Source organism: Paenibacillus sp. FSL R7-0026 (assembly GCF_038004485.1).
GTDB lineage: Bacteria > Bacillota > Bacilli > Paenibacillales > Paenibacillaceae > Paenibacillus > Paenibacillus xylanexedens_A.
The window spans coordinates 3137485-3158754 of record NZ_JBBORG010000001.1; the positions used below are offsets into that span (position 1 = coordinate 3137485).

General features: G+C 42.3%; 21 protein-coding genes. 13 read left to right on the forward strand and 8 right to left on the reverse strand.

The features are described 5' to 3' along the window. Nucleotides 1-27: 27 nt before the first annotated feature. Both csaA and MKY44_RS14095 read right to left on the reverse strand, forming a co-directional pair. A complete protein-coding gene (gene csaA / locus MKY44_RS14090) occupies nt 28-360 on the reverse strand; it encodes a chaperone CsaA (RefSeq protein WP_341007557.1) in 333 nt (110 codons plus the stop codon). 22 nt (nt 361-382) lie between these two features. Then, nucleotides 383-1315 (reverse strand): DMT family transporter, encoded by a 933-nt coding sequence (locus tag MKY44_RS14095; RefSeq protein ID WP_341007558.1) that lies wholly within the window; start codon nt 1313-1315, stop codon nt 383-385. A 154-nt stretch (nt 1316-1469) separates the two neighbouring features. On the opposite strand from MKY44_RS14095, the gene MKY44_RS14100 reads away from it, so the two are divergent. After that, nucleotides 1470-2351 carry an AraC family transcriptional regulator gene (locus tag MKY44_RS14100; protein ID WP_341007559.1) on the forward strand — a complete coding sequence of 294 codons (882 nt, stop codon included), beginning with the start codon at nt 1470-1472 and terminating at the stop codon, nt 2349-2351. 64 nt (nt 2352-2415) lie between these two features. On the opposite strand, the gene MKY44_RS14105 is transcribed toward MKY44_RS14100, so the two are convergent. Both MKY44_RS14105 and MKY44_RS14110 read right to left on the reverse strand, forming a co-directional pair. Continuing rightward, nucleotides 2416-2817 carry a VOC family protein gene (locus MKY44_RS14105; protein WP_341007560.1) on the reverse strand — a complete coding sequence of 134 codons (402 nt, stop codon included), beginning with the start codon at nt 2815-2817 and terminating at the stop codon, nt 2416-2418. A gap of 200 nt (nt 2818-3017) precedes the next feature. Next, nucleotides 3018-3677: a helix-turn-helix transcriptional regulator gene (locus tag MKY44_RS14110; protein WP_341007561.1), complete on the reverse strand. Its 660-nt coding sequence runs from the start codon at nt 3675-3677 to the stop codon at nt 3018-3020. A gap of 166 nt (nt 3678-3843) precedes the next feature. On the opposite strand from MKY44_RS14110, the gene MKY44_RS14115 reads away from it, so the two are divergent. The 7 genes from MKY44_RS14115 to MKY44_RS14140 all read left to right on the forward strand — a co-directional run bounded on the left by MKY44_RS14115 (nt 3844) and on the right by MKY44_RS14140 (nt 10446). Next, nucleotides 3844-5202: an MFS transporter gene (locus MKY44_RS14115; RefSeq protein WP_339309510.1), complete on the forward strand. Its 1359-nt coding sequence runs from the start codon at nt 3844-3846 to the stop codon at nt 5200-5202. A 12-nt stretch (nt 5203-5214) separates the two neighbouring features. Continuing rightward, nucleotides 5215-5562, forward strand: coding sequence for a winged helix-turn-helix transcriptional regulator (locus MKY44_RS31520; RefSeq protein WP_405169641.1), 348 nt, complete (start codon nt 5215-5217; stop codon nt 5560-5562). Continuing rightward, nucleotides 5552-5911 carry a HesB/IscA family protein gene (locus MKY44_RS14120; RefSeq protein ID WP_341007562.1) on the forward strand — a complete coding sequence of 120 codons (360 nt, stop codon included), beginning with the start codon at nt 5552-5554 and terminating at the stop codon, nt 5909-5911. Before MKY44_RS31520 ends, MKY44_RS14120 begins: the two co-directional genes overlap by 11 nt. A 23-nt stretch (nt 5912-5934) precedes the next feature. Continuing rightward, nucleotides 5935-6222 (forward strand): HesB/YadR/YfhF family protein, encoded by a 288-nt coding sequence (locus MKY44_RS14125; RefSeq protein ID WP_339309512.1) that lies wholly within the window; start codon nt 5935-5937, stop codon nt 6220-6222. A gap of 196 nt (nt 6223-6418) precedes the next feature. Next, nucleotides 6419-7783 (forward strand): MFS transporter, encoded by a 1365-nt coding sequence (locus MKY44_RS14130; protein ID WP_341009853.1) that lies wholly within the window; start codon nt 6419-6421, stop codon nt 7781-7783. 70 nt (nt 7784-7853) lie between these two features. After that, nucleotides 7854-9077 carry a macrolide family glycosyltransferase gene (locus MKY44_RS14135; RefSeq protein ID WP_341007563.1) on the forward strand — a complete coding sequence of 408 codons (1224 nt, stop codon included), beginning with the start codon at nt 7854-7856 and terminating at the stop codon, nt 9075-9077. 139 nt (nt 9078-9216) lie between these two features. After that, entirely contained in the window at nt 9217-10446 is a 1230-nt protein-coding gene (locus MKY44_RS14140; protein ID WP_341007564.1) for a multidrug effflux MFS transporter, read from the forward strand. Nucleotides 10447-10623: 177 nt separating this feature from the next. On the opposite strand, the gene MKY44_RS14145 is transcribed toward MKY44_RS14140, so the two are convergent. Further along, entirely contained in the window at nt 10624-11598 is a 975-nt protein-coding gene (locus tag MKY44_RS14145; protein ID WP_341007565.1) for a helix-turn-helix transcriptional regulator, read from the reverse strand. Between the two features lie 105 nt (nt 11599-11703). Between MKY44_RS14145 and MKY44_RS14150 the strand changes: the two genes are divergently transcribed. The 4 genes from MKY44_RS14150 to cls all read left to right on the forward strand — a co-directional run bounded on the left by MKY44_RS14150 (nt 11704) and on the right by cls (nt 14787). Then, nucleotides 11704-12183, forward strand: coding sequence for a GyrI-like domain-containing protein (locus MKY44_RS14150; RefSeq protein ID WP_341007566.1), 480 nt, complete (start codon nt 11704-11706; stop codon nt 12181-12183). A 177-nt stretch (nt 12184-12360) separates the two neighbouring features. Next, the gene (locus MKY44_RS14155) at nt 12361-12708 is read left to right on the forward strand and encodes an S-Ena type endospore appendage (protein WP_341007567.1); all 348 of its coding nucleotides are present in this window, start codon (nt 12361-12363) and stop codon (nt 12706-12708) included. 84 nt (nt 12709-12792) lie between these two features. Continuing rightward, nucleotides 12793-13137, forward strand: a complete 345-nt coding sequence (locus MKY44_RS14160; protein WP_341007568.1) for a DUF3992 domain-containing protein — start codon at nt 12793-12795, stop codon at nt 13135-13137. 210 nt (nt 13138-13347) lie between these two features. Next, nucleotides 13348-14787, forward strand: coding sequence for a cardiolipin synthase (gene cls, locus MKY44_RS14165; RefSeq protein WP_084174617.1), 1440 nt, complete (start codon nt 13348-13350; stop codon nt 14785-14787). A gap of 163 nt (nt 14788-14950) precedes the next feature. On the opposite strand, the gene MKY44_RS14170 is transcribed toward cls, so the two are convergent. From MKY44_RS14170 to MKY44_RS14180, 3 genes are read right to left on the reverse strand one after another with little or no spacing between them, the layout of a single operon-like run. Continuing rightward, nucleotides 14951-16072, reverse strand: coding sequence for a Ger(x)C family spore germination protein (locus MKY44_RS14170; protein WP_341007569.1), 1122 nt, complete (start codon nt 16070-16072; stop codon nt 14951-14953). Beyond that, entirely contained in the window at nt 16069-17157 is a 1089-nt protein-coding gene (locus tag MKY44_RS14175; RefSeq protein WP_341007570.1) for a GerAB/ArcD/ProY family transporter, read from the reverse strand. The genes MKY44_RS14170 and MKY44_RS14175 overlap by 4 nt, the downstream gene beginning before the upstream one ends. Continuing rightward, nucleotides 17150-18613, reverse strand: a complete 1464-nt coding sequence (locus tag MKY44_RS14180) for a spore germination protein (RefSeq protein WP_341007571.1) — start codon at nt 18611-18613, stop codon at nt 17150-17152. Before MKY44_RS14180 ends, MKY44_RS14175 begins: the two co-directional genes overlap by 8 nt. A gap of 232 nt (nt 18614-18845) precedes the next feature. Between MKY44_RS14180 and MKY44_RS14185 the strand changes: the two genes are divergently transcribed. Beyond that, entirely contained in the window at nt 18846-21146 is a 2301-nt protein-coding gene (locus tag MKY44_RS14185) for a stalk domain-containing protein (RefSeq protein WP_341007572.1), read from the forward strand. Nucleotides 21147-21270 lie beyond the last annotated feature (124 nt).

Here is a 21270-nt window from a genome sequence, read left to right on the forward strand (position 1 = left end):
TATAAAACTCCAGTGGGTTTCTTCTTATCATCCGATCACAGTACCGTTGGGTAGCTCGAGTTCAGGTTTCAACAAAACAACATCTCCCTGTTCGGGCAGCCCGCCAAGCACCAATACTTCTGAATTGAATCCGGCTATACGACGCGGAGGGAAATTAACTACACCTATGATCTGCTTACCGACAATAGATTCGGATGAGTACCTTTTCGTGATCTGCGCACTGGATGTTTTCAATCCAATTTCGGGTCCAAAATCAATCTCAAGTTTGATAGCGGGTATTTTCGCTTTTGCAAAAAAATCGGCTTTGGTGACCGTGCCGACACGCAGATCTAATTTTAAGAAATCATCAAAAGTTGCCATTTTAAATTCACTTCTTTCTTTATTATCCTAATTTCCTAAATCGATTAAAGCGCAGGAACTTGGACAGTTGAACATGGTAAGATTTCAGCCCAAAGTACATCAGCATGCCTAACAATGTAATTAATCCGCCTACGAATTGAAAAGCAGAGATGGTTTCTCCCAACAGTAGATAAGCCAGCATAATGGCCAGAACGGGTTCACCGATAATGCCTACAGAAACCGTTGTTGCACCAATGGATTTGAGCAGCAGATTAAAAATATACTGACCAAAAATGGTGGGTATGATCGCAAGTAGCAGGAAATACATCCAATCGGATGAGTCGTAATGGGTCAACGAAAAGTTATTCAATAAACTGTAGACCAGCAGGACACTTCCGCCAATAATAAAGACAACAGCACTATATATATTAGCGTCGATTTTTCGACTGACTTTCTGTCCCACCAGCATATAAGCCGACACCAGTATGGTTCCTATTAGTGACAGGCCGTCACCGATCAAAGCCTCTCTTGAAACGCCAATATCTCCCCAGGCGATGATCACCGAACCGAACAGGGCGGTAATCAAACATAGAATGGTAGGTATACTCGCTCTTTCCTTAAACATAAAGTATGACCCGATCATCACAAACAAAGGTTGCAGCGCCAGAATCACCATGGAACTAGCCACTGAGGTATACACCAGCGATTCCATCCAAAACAAGAAATATAGACCTAGTAGGAGGCCAGCCAGAAAAACTGTGCTCCAATCCTTTAAATTCATTTTTAAGAATCGGATCGTCTTCCAAGGGATAAACGGAAGCATAATAATGGCTGATATATACAACCTGTACATACCGGCTATAGCGGTCGGAGTATCCGAAGATTTGATCATGATTGAAGAGACGGATACCGACAAAATGGCGATAAACAGCAATACATAGGGATGAAAAAGCAGCGATAATTTATTTTCTTTCACAAATAAGCCTCCAAAGTTCTTATCCGGTCGTCTGTGCACAGGCTATTGTGATAAGTCTAAGATTTGATATAATAATATCATTATTTTTGTGGATTTCGTGCAATTAAATCGCTGTATAATATAGATATATCGTCAAAGAAAGGAACGTCATAACATGGTGAAACAGCTTTATGAGGATATTTTGTATTCCGATCTTTCGTTTCCCTATATCATGTACACACATACACGTCATACAAGTATCCCCGAAGGCAGAGGGTTCAACGATCTGCATTGGCACGAGGATCTACAGATCACTTTAGTCACAAAAGGCAAGCTGGTTATTCAGATAAACGGAATTGATCATACATTGGAAACAGGTCAGGCAATCCTGATCAACAAGAGAATTCTTCACATCACAACAGAGCTGACACAGGATGGTCAATATGTTAGTTTCAATTTTCCCGAAAAGCTATTAGCCTTTCATGTAGACAGTGCAATGGAAAAAAATTATGTATTGCCTTATACCAATTCTTCTTTGGTTTCAATTGTAATTACAAAAGATTCGGAGTGGGAAACGCAGATATTAGACATGCTTTGGGGAATGAGGGAGACGTTCAATTCGGAGAAAACATGGGGATGGGAGTATGAAATTTCAATTAAAACGGTACAATTATGGTTTGTATTAATATCCAATATTTCAATTCCTTCAGGTGAAACTCCAAGAAGCGAGAAGCGTCAGCAGGAAAGACTACAGTTAATGCTCAGCTTCATCCATCAAAATTACGCTCATCCGGTTACGCTTCGTGAGATTGCTGATGTCGCACATTTGAGCATTTCAGAGTGCACCCGATGTTTTAAGAAAACGGCTCATATGACGCCATACGAGTACTTGATCAAATACCGGATTAAGAAGAGCAAAGATCTCTTATTATCGACGAATGATACAGTAACCGAGATCGCCGAGAAAGTAGGCTTTAATCACGTGAACCACTTTATTCAGTCTTTTAAAAAGCACGAGGAAAAAACACCAAAAGAGTTTCGTAACTCAAGAAGATGATACTGAGATAGCAGAGACTATAGAAAAACGCCAGTGACCTTAGACAAGGACCGGCGTTTTCATATTAGTTCTTAGGCATTTTGCTCTCATCCATATACAACAGGTTCCAGCGGTGACCGTCCAGGTCGGCAAATCCCGCGCCGTACATCCAGCCGTCTATTTCACCCGGCTTGCCAAAGATGGTTCCTCCAGCTAACTCGACTTTTTCAATAAAAGCATCAACTTCTTCTCTGCTGTCAGCACCAATCGAAAATATCACTTCTGCGCTATGGGAAGTATCTGTGGTTTTGGCACCTGTAAATTTCTCAAACGTTGCATCCGGAAACAGTAGAATCGTTGTTGAGCCTATGACAAGCTGGGCTCTCTCGTTGCCAACATTCTCCCCATGGAATCCAATCTCATTGAAAAAGGTAGTGGATTTCACAACATCTTTCACCGGCAGGTTCATCCAGATTTTTTGTGACATGGCAGTAGCCTCCTAGAGTATATTTTCGACACTCTTACTATACTCTACCTAAATTCAAAATTACATAATCGGGTACATACGATTATGAAAGAGTTAGAAATAACTAATATAATGAAGGATGATTTAGAGAAATCCGAATCGTTCTAATCAGTTCAGAATCCAAACCAAAAGAGCAATCTCCAATGAGGTTGCTCTTTTGGTCATGGCTTATTTTGTCTAACGGTGTATACACAGTTTCTTCCTCCGGCTAAAAGGTATTCTCCCCGTTCAATATGAACATTATCGCCTAGAACTGTTTTGAATAAATGTAACTCATTCTTGCATAAACCGGTACATACCGCGGCCGCTTCACAGATCGGACAATGCTTCTCAATAAATAGAAGACTGCCATCATCCTGCTCCTTAACCTCGGCCATATAACCTTCATTGGTACGAATTTCGGCCAATTTCTCCAATCTCTCTCTAACTCCTGATGAATCGCCAAGATGCTGAAGATATTGTTCTTGCATATTTTTATTTCGAACATCCAGCAGCTTGTCCAGCCCTTCAGTACCAAAAGCTTCTTTCATCGAATTGATGAGGCTAACGGATAAATCCGAATATCCACTTGGAAAAAAACGATTAGCCGCGGGAGTTAATATCCATAGCTTGGTGGGGCGACCCATGGGACGGGCCTCTTCCACAGTGGTAACCAATCCTTCTTCTTTTAGCGCATTCAGATGTTGCCGAATAGCCATTCCGGATAACGAAAACTGAGTGGAGAGTGCCATAACATCCATTCCCCCGCGCTCTTTTAACAGATTAATAATTGCTCTCCGGGTACTGGTCGAGGCATCCTTTTTGGTTTGATTTCCGCTCATGGTGCACCTCCTTTTGAAACAACTGAATCTTCATGAATAACTACATTTTAAACAAAAATGTTGACAAAGTCAAAGCCGAACTGTAGCTTAGACATTATAAACAAAAATGTTTACTAAGTATCCGGATACGATGTATACATAACAATTTTCTTGGAGGTCACATTTCATGTCGTCTAATCATCAGAGTATTTTCAGCCCGCGTTATTTTGCATTATCCATAGGAATCATTTTGTCAGTGATGGCCGTTGGATTCGAAGGTCTATCCGTCACCACCATTGCTCCTTCAATTGCTGGAGACTTGAACGGTCTTAGCCTGTTCGGGTGGATATTCAGTACGTATCTGCTTGCGCAGATTATCGGGACGCTGGTCGTCGGTCGAATCATTGATAAAAGAGGACCTGCAGCACCGTTCACTTTTGCACTTCTGTTGTTTATTGTAGGGCTGATCGCTGCCGCAACCGCAGGCGACATGTATACCATGATAGGATCACGGGCTCTACAGGGTTTGGGTGCCGGAGCTATGATGACTTGTGTATATACGGCTATATCCTTAAGTTACCCAGATGAGTTACGTGCCAAAATACTTGGAGCATTTGGTACAGCCTATGTTCTTCCGTCTATGCTCGGTCCATATGTAGCCGGTCTTATCGCAGATCAGTGGTCCTGGCGCTTTGTTTTCTGGGGGATCTTACCTGTGCTAGTGGTTTCAGCATTGCTTAGTTTACCTGCCTTTAGGAAATTAAAAGTGCAGAAGACGGGAGTGGATAGCGGATCTTCATCCACTTGGATGGCGTTACTCTTAACGTTAGGTACAGGGATTTTCCTGGTTGGTTTAAGTATGCTTCCGAGCATTATGGGATTTGTTTTAGTCGTGATTGGCCTAGTATTGATGTTATTTCCGCTTCGTAAATTACTACCGAAGGGAACACTTACGTTGCGAAGAGGTATGCCAGCAATTCTGGCAACACGTGGGTTGTTCTTCGCTGCCTATACCAGCACACAGAATTTCCTGGTATTAGCTCTAATCGACGTGAAAGGAATTACACCTTCACAAGCCGGATTAATTGTCGCGAGTGCTGCATTAAGTTGGTGTATCATTGCGTATCTGCAAGGACGGTGGGATGCGGCAGATCAGGGCCGTGGACGTCATATGAGAATTTTTCTTGGGGTATTACTGCTTGCGATAGGGATTGCCATCGTATTTTGGGTACCTGTTGTGACCGTTACCATCGCAGTTCTTGGTCAGATCATTGCAGGAGTTGGTATTGGATTGGCGCATCCGATTAGCGGTGTTGTCGCATTTTCCCAAACGGGGGAAGAAGGCGTGGGCCAAACCTCGGCAAATCTGCAATTTGCAGATTCTTTTACACCTGGTGTAGTGATCGGCATTGGTGGTTCCATTCTTGTAGTGTGTCAGGCTGGCGGTATGTCACTTCAATCCGGCTTAATTGTAGCCATGGGTTTCCATCTCTTGTTAATCGTCACGAGTATCATTGCCAGCACTCGGATCTCACCACGCGGATGAATAAGAAAGTGGGTGTACAGACCATTGCTCACTGAAGACCCGAATAAACTATTTACAGCTTATCGCATCATCGGAACGAAATGGACGATCCATATTTTATGTACTCTGTCTCAAGGCCCGAAGAGATTCGGTGAAATATTCGATAACATTCCTTCCATTTCCGAAATGATCCTCTCCAGACGTTTAAAGGGTCTTCAACATGATCATTTGGTCAAAAAAACAATACTGACACGCCCTACACAAATTATTTATGAACTTACGCCAAAAGGAGCTGCTCTTGCAGCATTCATACCCTGTCTAATGGACTGGGATACCAAATTTCAAAATGATACCACCGGGAGGAATAAAGATGATCATTGAGGTCAGTGATACAGCATCGGACAAAATCGTTGAGATCTTATCAAGTGCGGATATCCAAAATGCCTTCCTTAGAGTAGGCGTTGATGAAGGGGGATGCAGTGGTTTGTCTTATACCCTTATCGTGGATGAACAGCAGGCAGAAGAAGACATTGTGTTAAATAAAAAGCAATTCAAAATATTGGTGCACGCGAAAAGTATTCCATACATTGATGGTCTTGAGATTGACTATGAAGAGAGCGGAATGTTAGGTGGATTCACCATGAATAATCCAAATGCCAAAGTTTCGTGTGGATGCGGAGCCAGTTTCAGAATGGCCAATTATCGTGGCGAAGTGAAAAAATGTGACTGAAATGAAGGAAGGAGTGCAGAGCAATGATCTCATTTGTAGTATCTGAACAAGCAATCGATTCATTTAAGAATGAATGGGGATTGGAAGAGGACCAATATGTAAGGATTTATGCAAAATATGTCGGAGGAGGCTCCGATGCCTTTACAATTGGCATAAATGCGAGTGCTACACCGGTCGATCCCGCATTGGTTCAATCGATTGGAGGATTTCATTTCTTTGTTGAAAAAACAGATGCCTGGATCCTGGAGGATGAACTTCTCCAAATTGACTGTAATGAAGATGGCATATTTTCAAGCAAAATCTCCTATTGAACATGAGTACCCTATTCTAGACCATGATCTCACTTTTTAAACATTTAACTTTACAAAGTGTAACACTTCATGTATATTCAGGGAGTTAAAAGGTTTAATTTACCATAATAACCATCTAATTACGGAGGTGTGGAAGACAAACAACAATCAGATTGGGATTTTTGATGCTCAGTACAGGGCGACTACAATTGGTATTATGCTGGTTCTGGCAACCGTAGCTTTCGAAGGACTGGCTATCACGACGATTGCCGCGAAAATGGCACAAAGTTTAGAGGGCATTCATTTATACGGTTGGATCTTCAGCGCATTTTTGTTATCTCAGCTTGTTGGAACCTTGGTTATGGGGCAACAGATTGACAAGCGCGGTGTTTTTACATCCATGCTGATATCTTTTAGTGTTTTTGTGTTAGGAACTGTGGTCTCCGCTGTCTCTTTCGATATGCATATGCTTATTGCCGGAAGAGCCCTTCAAGGTTTTGGAGCGGGGGCCCTGATCACATGCATTTATACCTGTGTGACGTTACATTATCCAGATACACTTCGTACTCAAATCCTGGCCGCATTCTCTATGGCATTTGTCCTACCAACCTTAATCGGACCTTATGCAGCAGGCCTTATTGCTTCCTACATCTCGTGGCGATATGTTTTCTGGATCGTTTTACCCTTGATTGGAATAGCGTTGAGTCTCACATTCCGTTCTTTCCGTAATTTGCAGCTTCAGCAAGATCTGTCAGGTCCAGCGCGAGCAACCGACTCAAAGATTATGTATGCGATTCTGCTTGCCGTTGGAACGGGGCTGTTACTCACAGGACTTGGTATGATAACCGATTGGAAAGGTATAGTACTCACTTTGGCTGGATTAGTCGTCATGATCCAACCAATGCGTAAATTGCTGCCTGTGGGGACTTTTTCGGTAAAAAAAGGATTGCCTGCTACTTTGGTATCGAGGGGTCTATATGTTGCTTGTTATTTTACTACGGAAAGTTTTGTGATCTTGGCACTAACCGAAGTGAAGGGGTTATCAGCTGACCTTGCTGGTCTCATTGTAGCAGCTGGTTCCCTAAGCTGGTCCGCCGCAGCGTGGTTGCAAGCCAAGCTTGACGCACGAGATCAAGGTCGTGCCCGAAAGGGCAGAGTCATGACCGGCATTGGGATTATGATCGTTGGAACTGTACTTGTGATCCTGGCTCTTATTTTGACGGACGGCGGGATTATACTCATCCTTCTCTCGCAAATGATTACAGGGTTCGGTGTTGGATTGGCTAACCCTACAACGGCAGCCATTGCTTTACAACATGCCTTGCCCAGAAAAGAGGGAGAAATGTCTGCGAATCTGCAATTTGTGGACTCCTTCTATATGGGAGTAAGCATTGGCCTTGGTGGCGCTCTGATTGCCTTGTCCGAAACTTTACAGTGGGGCATATCGACAGGTGTTTTGATCGTGTTAACACTGCAATTACTATGGGTCTTGTTAAGTTTCTTAGCATCACTACGAATTACCAAACTCGTTCATCAAGAACATCATCCAATCAGCCAAGTGAAGGATAACATCTCCATGTAACGGATGACGACCGCGTCGTTAAATACATCATGAAGAACGGGGGGACTAATTGCATTGGGAGGTGGGTAAGATGGCACGTGTATTAGTAGTCATTACTCCAGCTGAAGGGCATGTGAATCCATCGTTAGGATTAGTTACTCAGTTGATAGACAATGGTGAGGAAGTCATCTATGTGTGCACGGAGGAGTACCGTTCCCGAATTGAACAAACCGGTGCCCAGATCATTACCTATCCGTTTCCACAAGATGCCTTCTCTCATGATCCGGTGTTGAAACCCCAGGAATATACGCATTCTTATCAGTTCATTTATATGATGGTAAGCGGTATTATCCGGAGGATCATCCCCAATGTGCTACAGGTGATCGAGGATCAAAAGTTCGATTATATGATCTTTGACTCCCTGATGGGATGGGGAGGGACTATTCTTGCAGAAAAACTGGGAATTCCTGCGGTGTGCTCGATTGCATCCTTTGCTTTTGTGGAGCCTCTGGGGTCTAGCTCAGTTCTGAATGAGACGGAGACGAAGGAGCTTTATGAGGCTACGATGAAGATCACAACGGAGTTAGCTGAAGAGCTTCAAGTGAGTATTCCAGCCATGGAAGAGATTCCGGCACATGCAGGTCAGTTAAAGCTCGTGTACACCAGCCGTTATTTTCAGCCGCAGGCAGAAAAGCTGGATGATCGTTTTATTTTCACGGGTCCTTCGATCATAACACGTCAAGATGCTCCGACCTTCTCGTTTGAGGTGCTTCGTGAACGGTACCCGCAAACCGTGTACATTGCTATGGGTACGATTTTAAATAAAAATTTGGATTTCTATCAGCTTTGCTTTGAAGCATTAGGGGATCTACCCGTGAATGTTGTTCTATCTTCAGGAAAGTACACGGACATGACGCCGCTGGCGGATCAAGTTCCTCCTAATTTTATCGTCAAGCCATACATTGCCCAGTTAGACATACTGCAGCATACCGATGTTTTTATTACACATGCTGGAATGAACAGCACAAGTGAGGCGTTATATTACAACGTTCCGATGGTGATGATTCCATTAACATCGGATCAGCCTCTTGTCGCCAATCGGGTACAGGAGTTGGGCGCGGGTATTACTTTAAATAAACATAATCTCAGTGCAACTAATTTGAGAGAGGCATTAACAGAAGTACTACACAATTCACTTTATAGACGGCAGGCTTACCTCATTGGTGAATCTCTAAGGCAGGCAGGCGGTTACAAGCGAGCTGCCGAAATGATTATGAGTCATATGGGTTCAGATCGGAAAAGTTACACAATTTAATGGTTTTCCATTCAAAGTCGCTTAATAAGCGGCTTTTTTTGGTTTTAATAAACCTAAAGACTTGACCTACAGTTAACTCTATGTCTTATACTCCGATTAGGCTTGCAAATTATATAAGGAATTGGAGATTTTATTTATCATGGCGAAGAGCACGAATTGGAATGTTTTTGGACTTGCAGTACTACTAGGTTTATTTTCTACATTAGGTCCATTTACGATTGATATGTATTTACCGGCTTTTCCGGAGATTGCACAAAATATGAATACAACGGCATCACTTGTACAATTTAGCCTTACTGCCTGTTTATTAGGACTCGGTGTAGGACAACTCGTTATGGGTCCTTTGAGTGACGCGTACGGTAGACGTAGACCACTGCTAATCTGCATGGCAGCCTACATTATTTGTTCCTTGGCATGTGCTTTTGCTCCGAATATCGGACTATTGATTTTGTTTCGTTTCACGCAAGGATTTGCGGCATCCGCTGGAATTGTCATTTCCCGTGCGATAGCTAGAGATCTATATAGCGGACATGAACTCACTAAATTTTTCTCGTTGCTGTTGCTCGTAGGGAATTTGGGGCCTTTGGCAGCACCGATTGCGGGAAGTGGGGTTCTTTCCTTCACAACATGGGTTGGTGTGTTTATCTCTCTTTCATTCTTGGGGATTTTCTTATTAATCATGACAAAGTGGAGCTTAAAAGAAACACACCCCGTCGAAAGGCGTATGGTTCCCGACTTCAAACAGCAATTGGGCAATTACAGAATGCTTCTGCGTGACCGCAAGTTTGTTGGTTACATGCTGGCACAGGGAATCATGACGGCAGGGGTCTTTGCTTATGTGGCGGGAACACCATTTATTTACCAAAATATATATGGAGTCACACCCACAGTATTTGCTATACTGTTTGCTTCAAACGGTATCAGCTTGATCATCGGATCTCAAATCGTGGGTCGATTGGCCAAACGTATCCCTGAGCAGACGCTGCTATTATCGGGACTATGGCTTGCTATAATAGCAAGTGTGGCTGCTTTGGTGGTAACTCTGGCTCATGGTCCACTTTTCGCGTTGGTTATTCCATTGTTCTTCTTCGTATGCTCGATCGGCATTACGTCTACAGCGGCATTCCCACTTGCCATGGAGAGTCAAGCCAAGATGGCCGGAAGTGCAGCAGCTCTGCTCGGCGTTGTCCCTTTTCTTCTGGGTGCACTGGTTGCTCCTTTGGTCGGCATCGCAGGTGAGGACACTGCCGTCCCGTTAGGACTCACGTTATTAATGACCAGTATCATTGCGATTGTTACTTATTTTCTACTCGTTAAAAAAATCCCGCAGCATACACCTAATCATGCCCAGTCTAATGCTGACTTTTAGTATAGAAGGAACAGCTCGCCAAGCATTGGCGTGAGACATGAATTAATATGAATATGAATATGATTCCATCACAAGTCGCTGCAATAGCGGCTTTTTTTGGTTTTCCGTACTGAACGCTCAGCCAGAATTCAGGTAAGGCATTGTTAGAAAATGGAGAGACTAGGTAGGAGGGGCTGCTCACTGCTTCATTTGGTATAAGCTTAATCTCTCTTGTACAGCATTCAGGACTTCTTCCGGAATCTCCTTCACCTTGATATCTTCTCCTAGAAAAAGCAACCAATTGGTGATTTCGGTTAACTCTTCTGAGTTATGAACATTCATAAATGCCTTTAGGAGAGCCGTAGTTTGATATGGATTTGTATAGGCAATTGAAAACTTTAAAGGATGGTATTTTTTGAATTGCGCAATCGCCTTTGGGCCAAGTTCCAGGACAAGGTTGATAACTTCTTCCTGTGTATTTCGTTTGAGTTGTTCTACAATCTTTTTTGTACTCAATCTTTTTTTCGCCGGGTATACATCAACTTGGATGAGGTTGTCAACGGATACGATTCGTCTTTTTTCTTCCTCCAGGTCCAAACCTTCAATGATCCAATGGCCTTTTTGATGATGAAGGTGCAAGAGAACGATGGGATAGGACTTTGTTTTCTTCTCTTCTTGGACAGTAACTAACAAATAACGTTCTATAAGAAGAATTTGGATTAGTTTTTCCAAGGTAGGGTGAGGCAGGTCTGATAGATCAAGCAAGTCTGGATTATGGGGATTGGTCCCTTCAAAAAGCAATATTTGATTCAAATGCACCAGGTCATCTTGCTGATTTTCTGAAATAAGGCCCAATAATTTTTCAGCCAAAGATTGACGACTCTTCAGATAAGGAAGTTGTTGATTTCTTGTCGCCATAAAGGCAATGAATAACGCTTTGATTTCATTATCGGTAAACCGGACCGTGGGCAGGAGGGAGTTGTTCATGACAAAATAACCCCCGTCCCGCCCAACTTCAGCGACAAGTGGCATTCCCATGGCTTCAATTTCTCTGATATCTCGAATGGCTGTTGAACGAGAAATATTAAATTCTCGCATGATTTCAGAAATAGTAAAGTGGGCACGATTATTGATATACCGCGTGATGATATTTATGCGTTCAACTTTTTTCATTGGGCCCCCTAAACAGTATCATATTCTGACATGATTTAAGGTTATTATAAACCTATCAAGTGAAAACACAAATCAATTGAAAATTGAAAGAGGACGGTGTAAACCATGAGTAATTATCATTTCGAAGAAAAAGAGAGCTTTATTGTTTTAGGTATTGGAACGGATCTTAAGAGCGACTATACAGACTATGTTGGCATCAGTAAGGAGAAGGCGGATTTTTGGTCCACGGTGAAAGAGGATGGAAGTCTGGACAAACTAAAGTCTCTGGCAACAAACGACTACATTTTTGCCGTAAACGAAGCAGTGAATAACCAGATGATGCATTATGCTGGTGTCATGACAGAAGAATCTCTGCCAGAAGCAACGAGAGTAATCCAATTTCCTAAGGGAGAATACCTTGTTGTGAAGGGTGAAGCAGAGACGGCTGATGCGCTCAGTAATATGCTTACTGGCATTGCCTTTGGTCAAGCTCTCCCCATAGAAAAGGATTATGCCTATGTTGGCGGTCCGAATACAACAGTTGAAATGGGAGAGAAAAACGGTTTGGTTTATGGTGAAATGTGGATTCCTGTTGTAAGGAACTAACGAGCAGGGGAGATTGGATAGTCGGTCGTATATCGTTTAAAGTCATGAACATAGTACTATTAAAAGCCGCTAATGTAGCGGTTTTTTTGTTGTTCATTAGGAGCATAATCATACATGAAAACAACAGATCACTAATAAAATAGATGAAAGGAAGAATTATGGAAGGGAGCAGTCTGAGTGAATACTCGTCTCGCTGAAACAACCATTTGTGGGGAGTTCCATATTAATTCAGCAACCATAACAGAGGTTTTAACCCTGTGGTCAGCATCTTCAACCTTAAACGTGCATGGTACAGTAAGTATTTATAATCATAAACAAAGTAATTCATCTGTCTTTTTGAACATAATACATAATGAAGGAACGTGTTCGCTTCCTGTTCTACCGGGTAACACCTGTGCTTTTAGCTGTGCCGGAATGCATCATATTGAAGTGGAGATTGAAAAGAGCTTGAACAATATTGCAAGCGGCACATTTGGAATAGATATATACTATCAGGTTCTAAATGAAGAAGAGGATGAGGAATAAATGGAAACAAAGTTGGAATAGCCCGAACCACTACTATTTCCCCACATATATTTATAGAAAGAGTATTTTTAAGGAGGTTCATTAATGGCTCAAATTGGTAATTGTAATAATACGGTTTCTCCAGCGGTGGTAAACGATGCCGTATGTACTACGATAAGTTTGTCAGATACGGGAGGGACACCAACAATTATATACGAAAATTCCTCAACGTTTCTGATAAACGGAACTATTCTAATTGAGAATAACGGAGTGGGGGCTTCACCCACCGCTGCTTTGCTTATTGACGGTGTTCAAATTCCTGGTTTTGTCGTAGCCCCAGGTAGCAGTAGATCTTATACTGCACCAACAATTAATTCTATAAGTCTCATTGGAGCCGGTTTGGGAACAACAAGTATCAAAATTGCGTTCTCTTTGAATTACAGATTCTAAGTATAGGATATTCAATGTGAAAGAATCCCTTCTTTTATAGGAAGTGGATTCTTTTTAGTTCGATGTCTAGTGATTATCATTTAATAGATTTAGTATTCCTCAAGTATGTTATCATATTCTTTGTGATGAAGGCTTCATTCGAGAACAGCTAAGTAATAAGCATTTTTTATTATTTACATAAAGTCAATGGAAGGCAGGAGATATAGCAGTATGGTCACGCTGATACTTTCGCTCGTTATGATTATAAACATATTACTCTCAGCGGTATTTTTGTTTTTTGAAAGGAGAGACATTGGTTATACTTGGGCCTGGCTCATGATATTTTACTTCATTCCTATTTTAGGTTTTATCGTTTATCTCTTTCTGGGACGTAACCTCAAAAAGAAAAATTTCTACGGACTTTCAGCTGAAGAGAGAAACTCCCTAAAGTTAATTGTCGAGAACCAGTTAGTGACATTGAAGGAGCAACGTAAGGAAAACAACCCCCTGCTCATGAAATATGCTGACCTGATTCAATTGAATCTCACTTCATCCAATGCAATCCTAACCAATGACAATGAGATATTCATCTTCGATGATGGACAAGAGAAATTTGATTCTTTATTTGCTGATATCAAGGAAGCCAAGAAAGAGATTAACATCCAATATTACATCATTCAACCGGATTCCTTAGGGAAGAAATTACGAGATGAATTAACTATTAAAGCTAAAGAAGGCGTAAAAGTGCGAGTTCTCTATGACGAAATTGGTTCAAAGAAACTTTCATTGAAGTTTTTCAGAGAACTGATCTCTGCCGGTGGAGAAGTAGAGGTCTTTTTCCCGTCACTGATTAGACCATTAAATTTCCGTATGAATAATCGAAATCATCGAAAACTTTGTATTATTGATGGGGAGATTGCTTATATTGGCGGATTTAATCTGGGGAATGAGTATCTAGGCATGGATAAAAAGTTTGGATACTGGCGTGATACACATTTTAAAATGCACGGAGATGCCGTTAATCATATTCAAGGAAGGTTTATTTTGGATTGGAAACACGCCAGCAAATCGGATCAAGTAAGTTACGAACAATTCTCCTTCAACACAGCAAAGCTTGATGGTTCAAGTCCAGTTCAGATTGTGTCTAGTGGTCCTAACTCACAGGTGGAACACCTGAAGAATATGTACATCAAGCTTATAGTAAATGCCAAAAAGAGTGTGTATATTCAAACGCCTTACTTTATTCCTGACAGCACTTTTATGGATGCATGTAAAATTGCACTCCTATCCGGGGTGGATCTGCGCATTATGATTCCCAATAAGCCCGATCACCCGTTTGTATATTGGGCGACTTGGGCGTATGCTGGTGAATTATTGGACTATGGAGCCAAGATTCTGTTATATGATAATGGATTCTTACACGCAAAGACCATTGTAGTAGACGAAGAAGTCGCTTCAGTAGGGACGATGAATATTGATTCCCGGAGCTTTAGGTTGAATTTTGAGGTGAATGCAATTGTATATGACGAGCGAGTTGCGAAACAACTTCAAGAATTGTTTCATCAAGATAGCCAGTTAAGTACAGAACTTACTTCTGATCGTTATAGAAATAGGTCCCTTATTATAAAATTTAAAGAAGGAATATCACGTCTTCTTTCACCTATTTTATAGCTCAGCTTCGCTGCCGATGTTATACTCAACCAGGCACGATAAAACTTTTCACTGTAGTGCTTCTTAACGACTAGAGTATTAGCAAATCCTTCTTTTTAAGTCAACAGTTAAAAGCTCTCTTCAAAATGGAAGAGAGCTTTCCCAATTGCACGACAGCATGTTATTAATTTAAAACGCCGCTGCCGACTATTGTAACCTTTACTTCCGGGTGAAAACGAACTTGGGCATATTCTTTATTCCAGTTTAGACTTTTCCATAAGTCCGGGTAATGGGCAATTAAATGTCTGCCAATACCGAAGGAATCACAACCACTTTGCTGAAGTGTCTTGATAATTTGTTCTGCGTCCTGAGTCATGTCATCGGATAACTTGCGGTTCAGACGTTCAATTGTGTCTTTTTCCTGAAGATGATTCATTGCATACTCAACGATCGTTACTGGAAGTTCGATACGGAGGTTCACATCAATTTGGCTATCACTTGCCACCTTTACCGCAAGTTTGCGCTTAATTTGTGCGATATTTGCTTCATAAGTGACATAGTTCCGCGGGTTGTTGGAAGGCCCTGGGTGGACCTTTTTGACAAAACGCGCTGCTTTATTCCATTTCCCACTCATAATAATGTATAGAGGAGCCTGTTCGGTAGTAAGACTCCCATTGAACCTTTGCCCATGAAACAGGGCGATTCCCCGAGCATCAATCTCCTCTCCATCCTTATATAGATAGGGCAGTGTAAAATCCTGTCCCGGATCCAGCATGGGAGGGAGAAGGGTCTCTAACGTCATTTCCGGAAAAATACATAATTCCTCCAGACTCTTAATTTTTTTCGTAATAAAATCACCAATCAATATGCTGCCAACTTTTTTTTGGTGTAACAGATTTCCGGCATCGCCATCCACAATCGCAATTTTCACATGTGAGGTCGGGTAATCGGGTTCCCGATATAAGACGTCCAGGTAGGGGTAGATATCATTTTGTGCGAGTTTGTTGCCGTATAAGATCATCCCATATTTGAAAAACCGGATATCACCAGTCACTTTAGCGCGAATTCTATCTGTACTTTGACGGACGGATCTCCCGGTGCCTGAGTGGACTTCATTACCGCTGCTCCCTTGTTGACTCTCAGAATCATCGACAATTTCAAGCGTCTGTTTAATTTCACCCTCTGAGGTGATGTCAAACGCCGAAGCATTAGCCAGTCTTGCATCTTTTAAACTATCCTGATCCCAACATCCCGTCATCACCATGAGCAGGGTCAGCAGGATGAGGATTTTCCCTCGGTTACTCATATCATCTTCTCTTTTCGTTTCATTATATAAGATAGAACCAACAGGAGCAGAGGCAGGATCATGAGAAAAAAGTATGCCGATCTGTTGGCTATCGTACTAATTAACTCAAGTTTTTCCTTCTGTTGTGGCAGATACGCAATTATGCAAGAAGCAAGAACGACATAAGGCACCGCTTTTTTATGGTGTTTTTGTTTGAAGAGATAACTTATACCATAGGATGCCGTATAGTAATAGCCACATATGGCCCCAAAAATGGAAATTAACCAGATAGGGAGGAACAGGAAATCGGCCCGATCCATTGTTCCGAGTGGGATAGAGCGGAGCAGATATATGACCGGTTCAGGCATTAAGTCAAGTTGCTGGGGGCTGAACGCCGTTGAACAAATGGACACGGTGAATGCATACAACACCACGACTACAGCACTTGCTAAAGAAACAGACTTGAGTTTGCCACCGCTGCTACCTTCAACCATAGGAAACACAACGAGAAAAAACTCGAATCCGAACATAGCCATTAATGTTTCGGTTGATCCACTAATGATATTGGGCCATCCCGCTTCGGTTAAAGGCAAAAGATATAACAGATTGATTTCCTTGAGTCCATAACTGATCAATACCATCATGGGCAAGACCAAAAAGGAGATGAGTACAAGTACTCGGGCAATGATTCGTAATTTTTGCCGAACCAAATAGATACTGCTGAACAAGAAGAGGGCTAATATAGCCCATCGAGGCGTATCCTGCAGCATCCAACGGTTAATCACACCGTAACCGTTCACCAGAACAGAAGTACCCATTAACAGGAAATATCCAACGTAGGCAATGATCAGCAATTTGCCAATCCATTTACCCGTAATCAGCGTTACAATGTCATAAATGGATGAACTCGGGAATCTTCGCATCAAAAGCCAGCACAACAATATGACAAGTTGGATCAGGAACCCTCCAAGGAATACAGAGATCCACCCACCGCCTTTAGAGAGAAGGTGTATACGGTAAGGGAGGGACAAGATATCTACACCGATTTCAAATTTCATAATGAGCAAAAATAATTGTCCCCGAGTGATTGTTGTTTCCTTATTCACGTTTTTTCCAACTCCTAGAGAACTTCTGCTGATTCAGCCGCTGCGGGCGGGCATCATGAGGACGCCCGCGAAGCGCCCAGATGGGAAATCGAATCCATACATCCTTCATGTCAGCTAATCGGAAAGGGGCCACTGGAGCAAAATAAGGCGATCCGAAGTTTTCCATCTTACAGAGGTGAATGGTTAGAATCACCAGACCAAATGCGATGCCGATATATCCAAAAAGCGCCGCTCCAATCATCATTGGAAAGCGGAGAATACGGACTGCCGAACTCATCTCATGCGAAGGCACCAAAAACGACGAGATAGCGGTTAGTGAAACCACAATAATCATTGTATAGGATACAAGTCCCGCACGAACGATAGCATCTCCGATAACCAAACCGCCAACGATGCCGATGGTCTGGCCCACTCGGCTGGGAAGTCGGACCCCGGCTTCTCTTAATACTTCAAAGATCAATTCAAGCAACATTGCCTCTACAAGTGCAGGAAAGGGGATGTTCTGCAATGATTTCTTGATCGTGTGTGCCAGTTCGATCGGTAAAATAGCGGAGTGAAAAGAGATGGTTGCAATATAAACAGCAGGTAATGTAAAAGCAATGACAAAACTCATCATGCGAATTAACCGTAAAAAAGAACTGACAATCCAGCGACCATGATAATCATCCGGACTTTGATAAAAAGCAAAAAACGTAACTGGAGCGATAAGAGCTGAAGGACTTCCTTCGGCAAGTATGGCGACACGTCCTTCCATCAAGTTGGCAATAACCCGGTCAGGTCTTTCTGTATTGAGCTGCTGGGGAAACAGAGAGAAGGGGTTATCCTCCATAAACTCTTCAATAAAGCCTGGTGCGAGCACCATATCTGAAGATATGGACGTGATTCGCTCTTTTACTTCGTTCACTAACTCCGGATTGGCCAAGTCCTGAAGATATACAACTGCAATTTTGGTATGTGTCTTCTCGCCGACGTTAAAATATCGAACGATTAAGGATGGACTAATAATTTGTCTACGAATCAGATTCAAATTAACCGAAAGCTGCTCTACGAATCCATTGTGCGGCCCTCGAATAACGCCTTCGTTTTCCGGTTCGGTTGTGCTACGGACATACATTTTCTCGGTAGAAAGAATGTAAAACTCCGGGTACCCATCGATTATGTAAAGACATTTCCCTTGAATAAGTGAATCTATTCCACGTTGCAGATCCGTATCTTTTCGACTTTCTAAAGTGGTGAACGATGGGTAGATTTCCGAATGAGCTTGGCCATTCAGTGCTGTTAAGACATGTGTTTGAATGATCTCCTGATCTACAAGTGAATCGATATAGAGAAGCACACTCTGTACACCATTAAGTAAAAGCTGTTGTTGTTTCAAATCGTCTGTACAGTAGAGGGACTGTTCCACATAAGAAATATTCATTTTTAATTCAGAAAAAGCCTGATTGGTTGGGGTCATTGATCCACCTCTTTATAAAATGCGACATGGATTATCTTGTGCAAAATCAAGACTATTATGCAATAGGCGCTTCTTATTCAAAGAACTTATAACCAAACATTGAAAAAATAGTTGCACAAAAATCCATAATTTACAATTCAATTAGAAACTTTTTCCTAAATCTAGCGTCTAATATTATGACTTTTTGAGGGGTTATAAATTACTAGAGAGTAGAAGGAGCCAAAGACAACACATGAATATGAAGAAGAAATTATCCATTTTTACCGCTTTAGCTGTTTTTCAAGCATTTGCAGTCGGTTCTGTGAGTGCGCAATCAGTACCGCAAGGTGACACCGCGTCAGTAAACACAGCCAATGTAGAATCAGTTGAGGTGTTAAAACAAGAGCAGCCGATTGCAGAGCGTGAAGTGAAGACGGAGAGCAATAACAAATCTATCAATACTCCGCCCACTGAAGCCAAGGACACTCAAACCTCAACCGGTACTGAGGCAACACCTATAACAGAGAGCGAGAAACCTGCATTGGATGGGGGAGAGACCCCTGCAAACGAAACGGGTACAAAACCTGTAGTTCAAGAGGAAACCCCTGAGAAGGTTGAAACGCCAGCTACGCCTGCTCAGATAGAACAACCATCCGTTGATGGGACGTCTCCTACAGTAGCAGGTGGGAACCTGACGTTGTACATGAATAGCAACAAAATGGAGCAGGATGGAAAAACGTATCTTGCTGGACAGCCAATGGCTGTGAAAAACGGTGTATCCTATGTTGCAATCCGTGCGCTGGTTGACCGTGTGGGATATGGCGTCAAATACGATAACAAAACCAAGGAAACCATCATTATTAGTGGTGAGGATGAACTCCGATTCAAAACTAACAGCAAGGACTATACGGTAAATGGAGAGACCAGAACGATGAAAGGCCCTGCATATCAACAAAAAAGTACATTCATGGTGCCGTTAACTTCCATTACTCAAGCTCTGAACATCACCTATAAAGTGAATCAGTCGGCTAAAACGGTTGTGTTGAATCTTAATACAAAACCTGTTGCAAGCTTTACCATTTCCCAAAAGGAAATCTTTGCGGGTGATCAAGTGGACTACGTGACTTCTTCCAGTTCACCCAATGGAATGGATATCGTTGACGAACGCTGGACTGGTCGCCAGGATTCATTTGATCAAGCAGGTACATATACGATTTCATATCAAGTACAGGATTCCAATGGTCAATGGAGCGATCCCTATTCAACTACGATTGAAGTTTTGGCTCCTAATCTTCCTCCTGTAGCCATGTTCGCCACCGATAAAGAACAGTATAAAATGGGCGAAAAAATAACATACACAGACCAAAGTACAGATGACGAAGATAATATTGATAAAGCGGTATGGGAGAATAATTCACTTGCGTTCTTTGAACCGGGTCCAAAAACGGTGACACTTACGGTTACTGATAATCACGGCGCTACGAACACGTACTCCAAAGTCATTACCATAACGAATGAGACCTTATATTCATTTACCGACTTCAATTTACTCTTCACGCCGGTAGGACAGAAGTTCACCTTTAACGGCGGCGAAGTGACTACCATGGAGAAAGTGCCTTATACGTACATGGATGAGCCAAGTTTACTGATCCGCAGTAACAGTCCGGAAACTGTGAATACGGAAGGCATCGTATACAAAGAATCATCTTCGGGGCAGACCCGTTTCATGATTCACCACGTGAACAATACAGGCAAAAGAGTAAAAATGTATGTGATTGCAACCAATAACAATCCAAATCCGGCTGTATTCGAACAACAAAATATGGGCTTTGCCGGCCCTACACCCTATGCTACCGTAGCTGGGAAATTGTCTATTGATAAATGGTTTAAGTCGATTCAGACTGGAGCGGATCAAAAGAAAGAGTACCTTCAACCTGGGGAAAGCAAATTGATTTTGACAGAACTTAATAAAACGCCGATGAAAGAAGGACAAGTCATCTCTCTCTATTCGGACGCTTATAGTGATTATTCCTTAGACTATAACGTTATTCTGGTGGAAGAAAATAAAGATCCGTTCGAATCCTTGCCATTGCTTCCCGTGCTTGATCGTGACGGAGTGCACAACCGTGGTACGTACCCGAATGCGACTCGCATCATAAAGTACGATGAGCACGTGGGAATCAAACCTGCCCGTCTGCCACTTGGTGACAATTCAAGCGATCCCAATCTGGTAGGAACAGATCCGATGGCTTACACAGACGCATCCAATGCGGGTAATTTCGGTGTATTGTACAAAATCACGCTGACCAATGTTGCACCGCGTACGCTTATCTCCTTTAACCCTCGTGGAGGGAAGTATTCCGGAGTAGCTCTGGTGAACAATCAGTTGGTATCGATTGCCGAAGGTAACGTTGCGGTTGCCAATTCAAGTGAACAAAGCGTTCTTTACCGCACCGGGTTAACTGGAGAGAGCGTAACGATTCTATTCTCTGCCGCACCAGGAAGTAACCTGCCGGTGAATCTGCTCTTTACACCGCTCCCATCGGAGAAGTAATGTAGTTATCTCTTATAACAAATGGTTTGGTGACACGCTAATCATCGACAGAAAAGACTCCATATGGAGTCTTTTCTTTTCATAAGGCAATATGAGGATGTACGCAATGGATGCAGCTAAAAAA

What these genes read in the sequence shown, in the direction of transcription:
- MKY44_RS14130 (WP_341009853.1), top strand. Translation starts at nt 6,419, where the DNA reads ATGCTGGTTCTGGCAACCGTAGCTTTCGAAGGACTGGCTATCACGACG.
- MKY44_RS14150 (WP_341007566.1), top strand. Translation starts at nt 11,704, where the DNA reads ATGAGTAATTATCATTTCGAAGAAAAAGAGAGCTTTATTGTTTTAGGT.
- MKY44_RS14115 (WP_339309510.1), top strand. Translation starts at nt 3,844, where the DNA reads ATGTCGTCTAATCATCAGAGTATTTTCAGCCCGCGTTATTTTGCATTA.
- MKY44_RS14170 (WP_341007569.1), bottom strand. Translation starts at nt 16,072, where the DNA reads ATGAGTAACCGAGGGAAAATCCTCATCCTGCTGACCCTGCTCATGGTG.
- MKY44_RS14185 (WP_341007572.1), top strand. Translation starts at nt 18,846, where the DNA reads ATGAATATGAAGAAGAAATTATCCATTTTTACCGCTTTAGCTGTTTTT.
- MKY44_RS14160 (WP_341007568.1), top strand. Translation starts at nt 12,793, where the DNA reads ATGGCTCAAATTGGTAATTGTAATAATACGGTTTCTCCAGCGGTGGTA.
- MKY44_RS14105 (WP_341007560.1), bottom strand. Translation starts at nt 2,817, where the DNA reads ATGTCACAAAAAATCTGGATGAACCTGCCGGTGAAAGATGTTGTGAAA.
- MKY44_RS14135 (WP_341007563.1), top strand. Translation starts at nt 7,854, where the DNA reads ATGGCACGTGTATTAGTAGTCATTACTCCAGCTGAAGGGCATGTGAAT.
- MKY44_RS14145 (WP_341007565.1), bottom strand. Translation starts at nt 11,598, where the DNA reads ATGAAAAAAGTTGAACGCATAAATATCATCACGCGGTATATCAATAAT.
- MKY44_RS14180 (WP_341007571.1), bottom strand. Translation starts at nt 18,613, where the DNA reads ATGACCCCAACCAATCAGGCTTTTTCTGAATTAAAAATGAATATTTCT.
- csaA (WP_341007557.1), bottom strand. Translation starts at nt 360, where the DNA reads ATGGCAACTTTTGATGATTTCTTAAAATTAGATCTGCGTGTCGGCACG.
- MKY44_RS14100 (WP_341007559.1), top strand. Translation starts at nt 1,470, where the DNA reads ATGGTGAAACAGCTTTATGAGGATATTTTGTATTCCGATCTTTCGTTT.
- cls (WP_084174617.1), top strand. Translation starts at nt 13,348, where the DNA reads ATGGTCACGCTGATACTTTCGCTCGTTATGATTATAAACATATTACTC.
- MKY44_RS14120 (WP_341007562.1), top strand. Translation starts at nt 5,552, where the DNA reads ATGATCATTGAGGTCAGTGATACAGCATCGGACAAAATCGTTGAGATC.
- MKY44_RS14140 (WP_341007564.1), top strand. Translation starts at nt 9,217, where the DNA reads ATGGCGAAGAGCACGAATTGGAATGTTTTTGGACTTGCAGTACTACTA.
- MKY44_RS14110 (WP_341007561.1), bottom strand. Translation starts at nt 3,677, where the DNA reads ATGAGCGGAAATCAAACCAAAAAGGATGCCTCGACCAGTACCCGGAGA.
- MKY44_RS14125 (WP_339309512.1), top strand. Translation starts at nt 5,935, where the DNA reads ATGATCTCATTTGTAGTATCTGAACAAGCAATCGATTCATTTAAGAAT.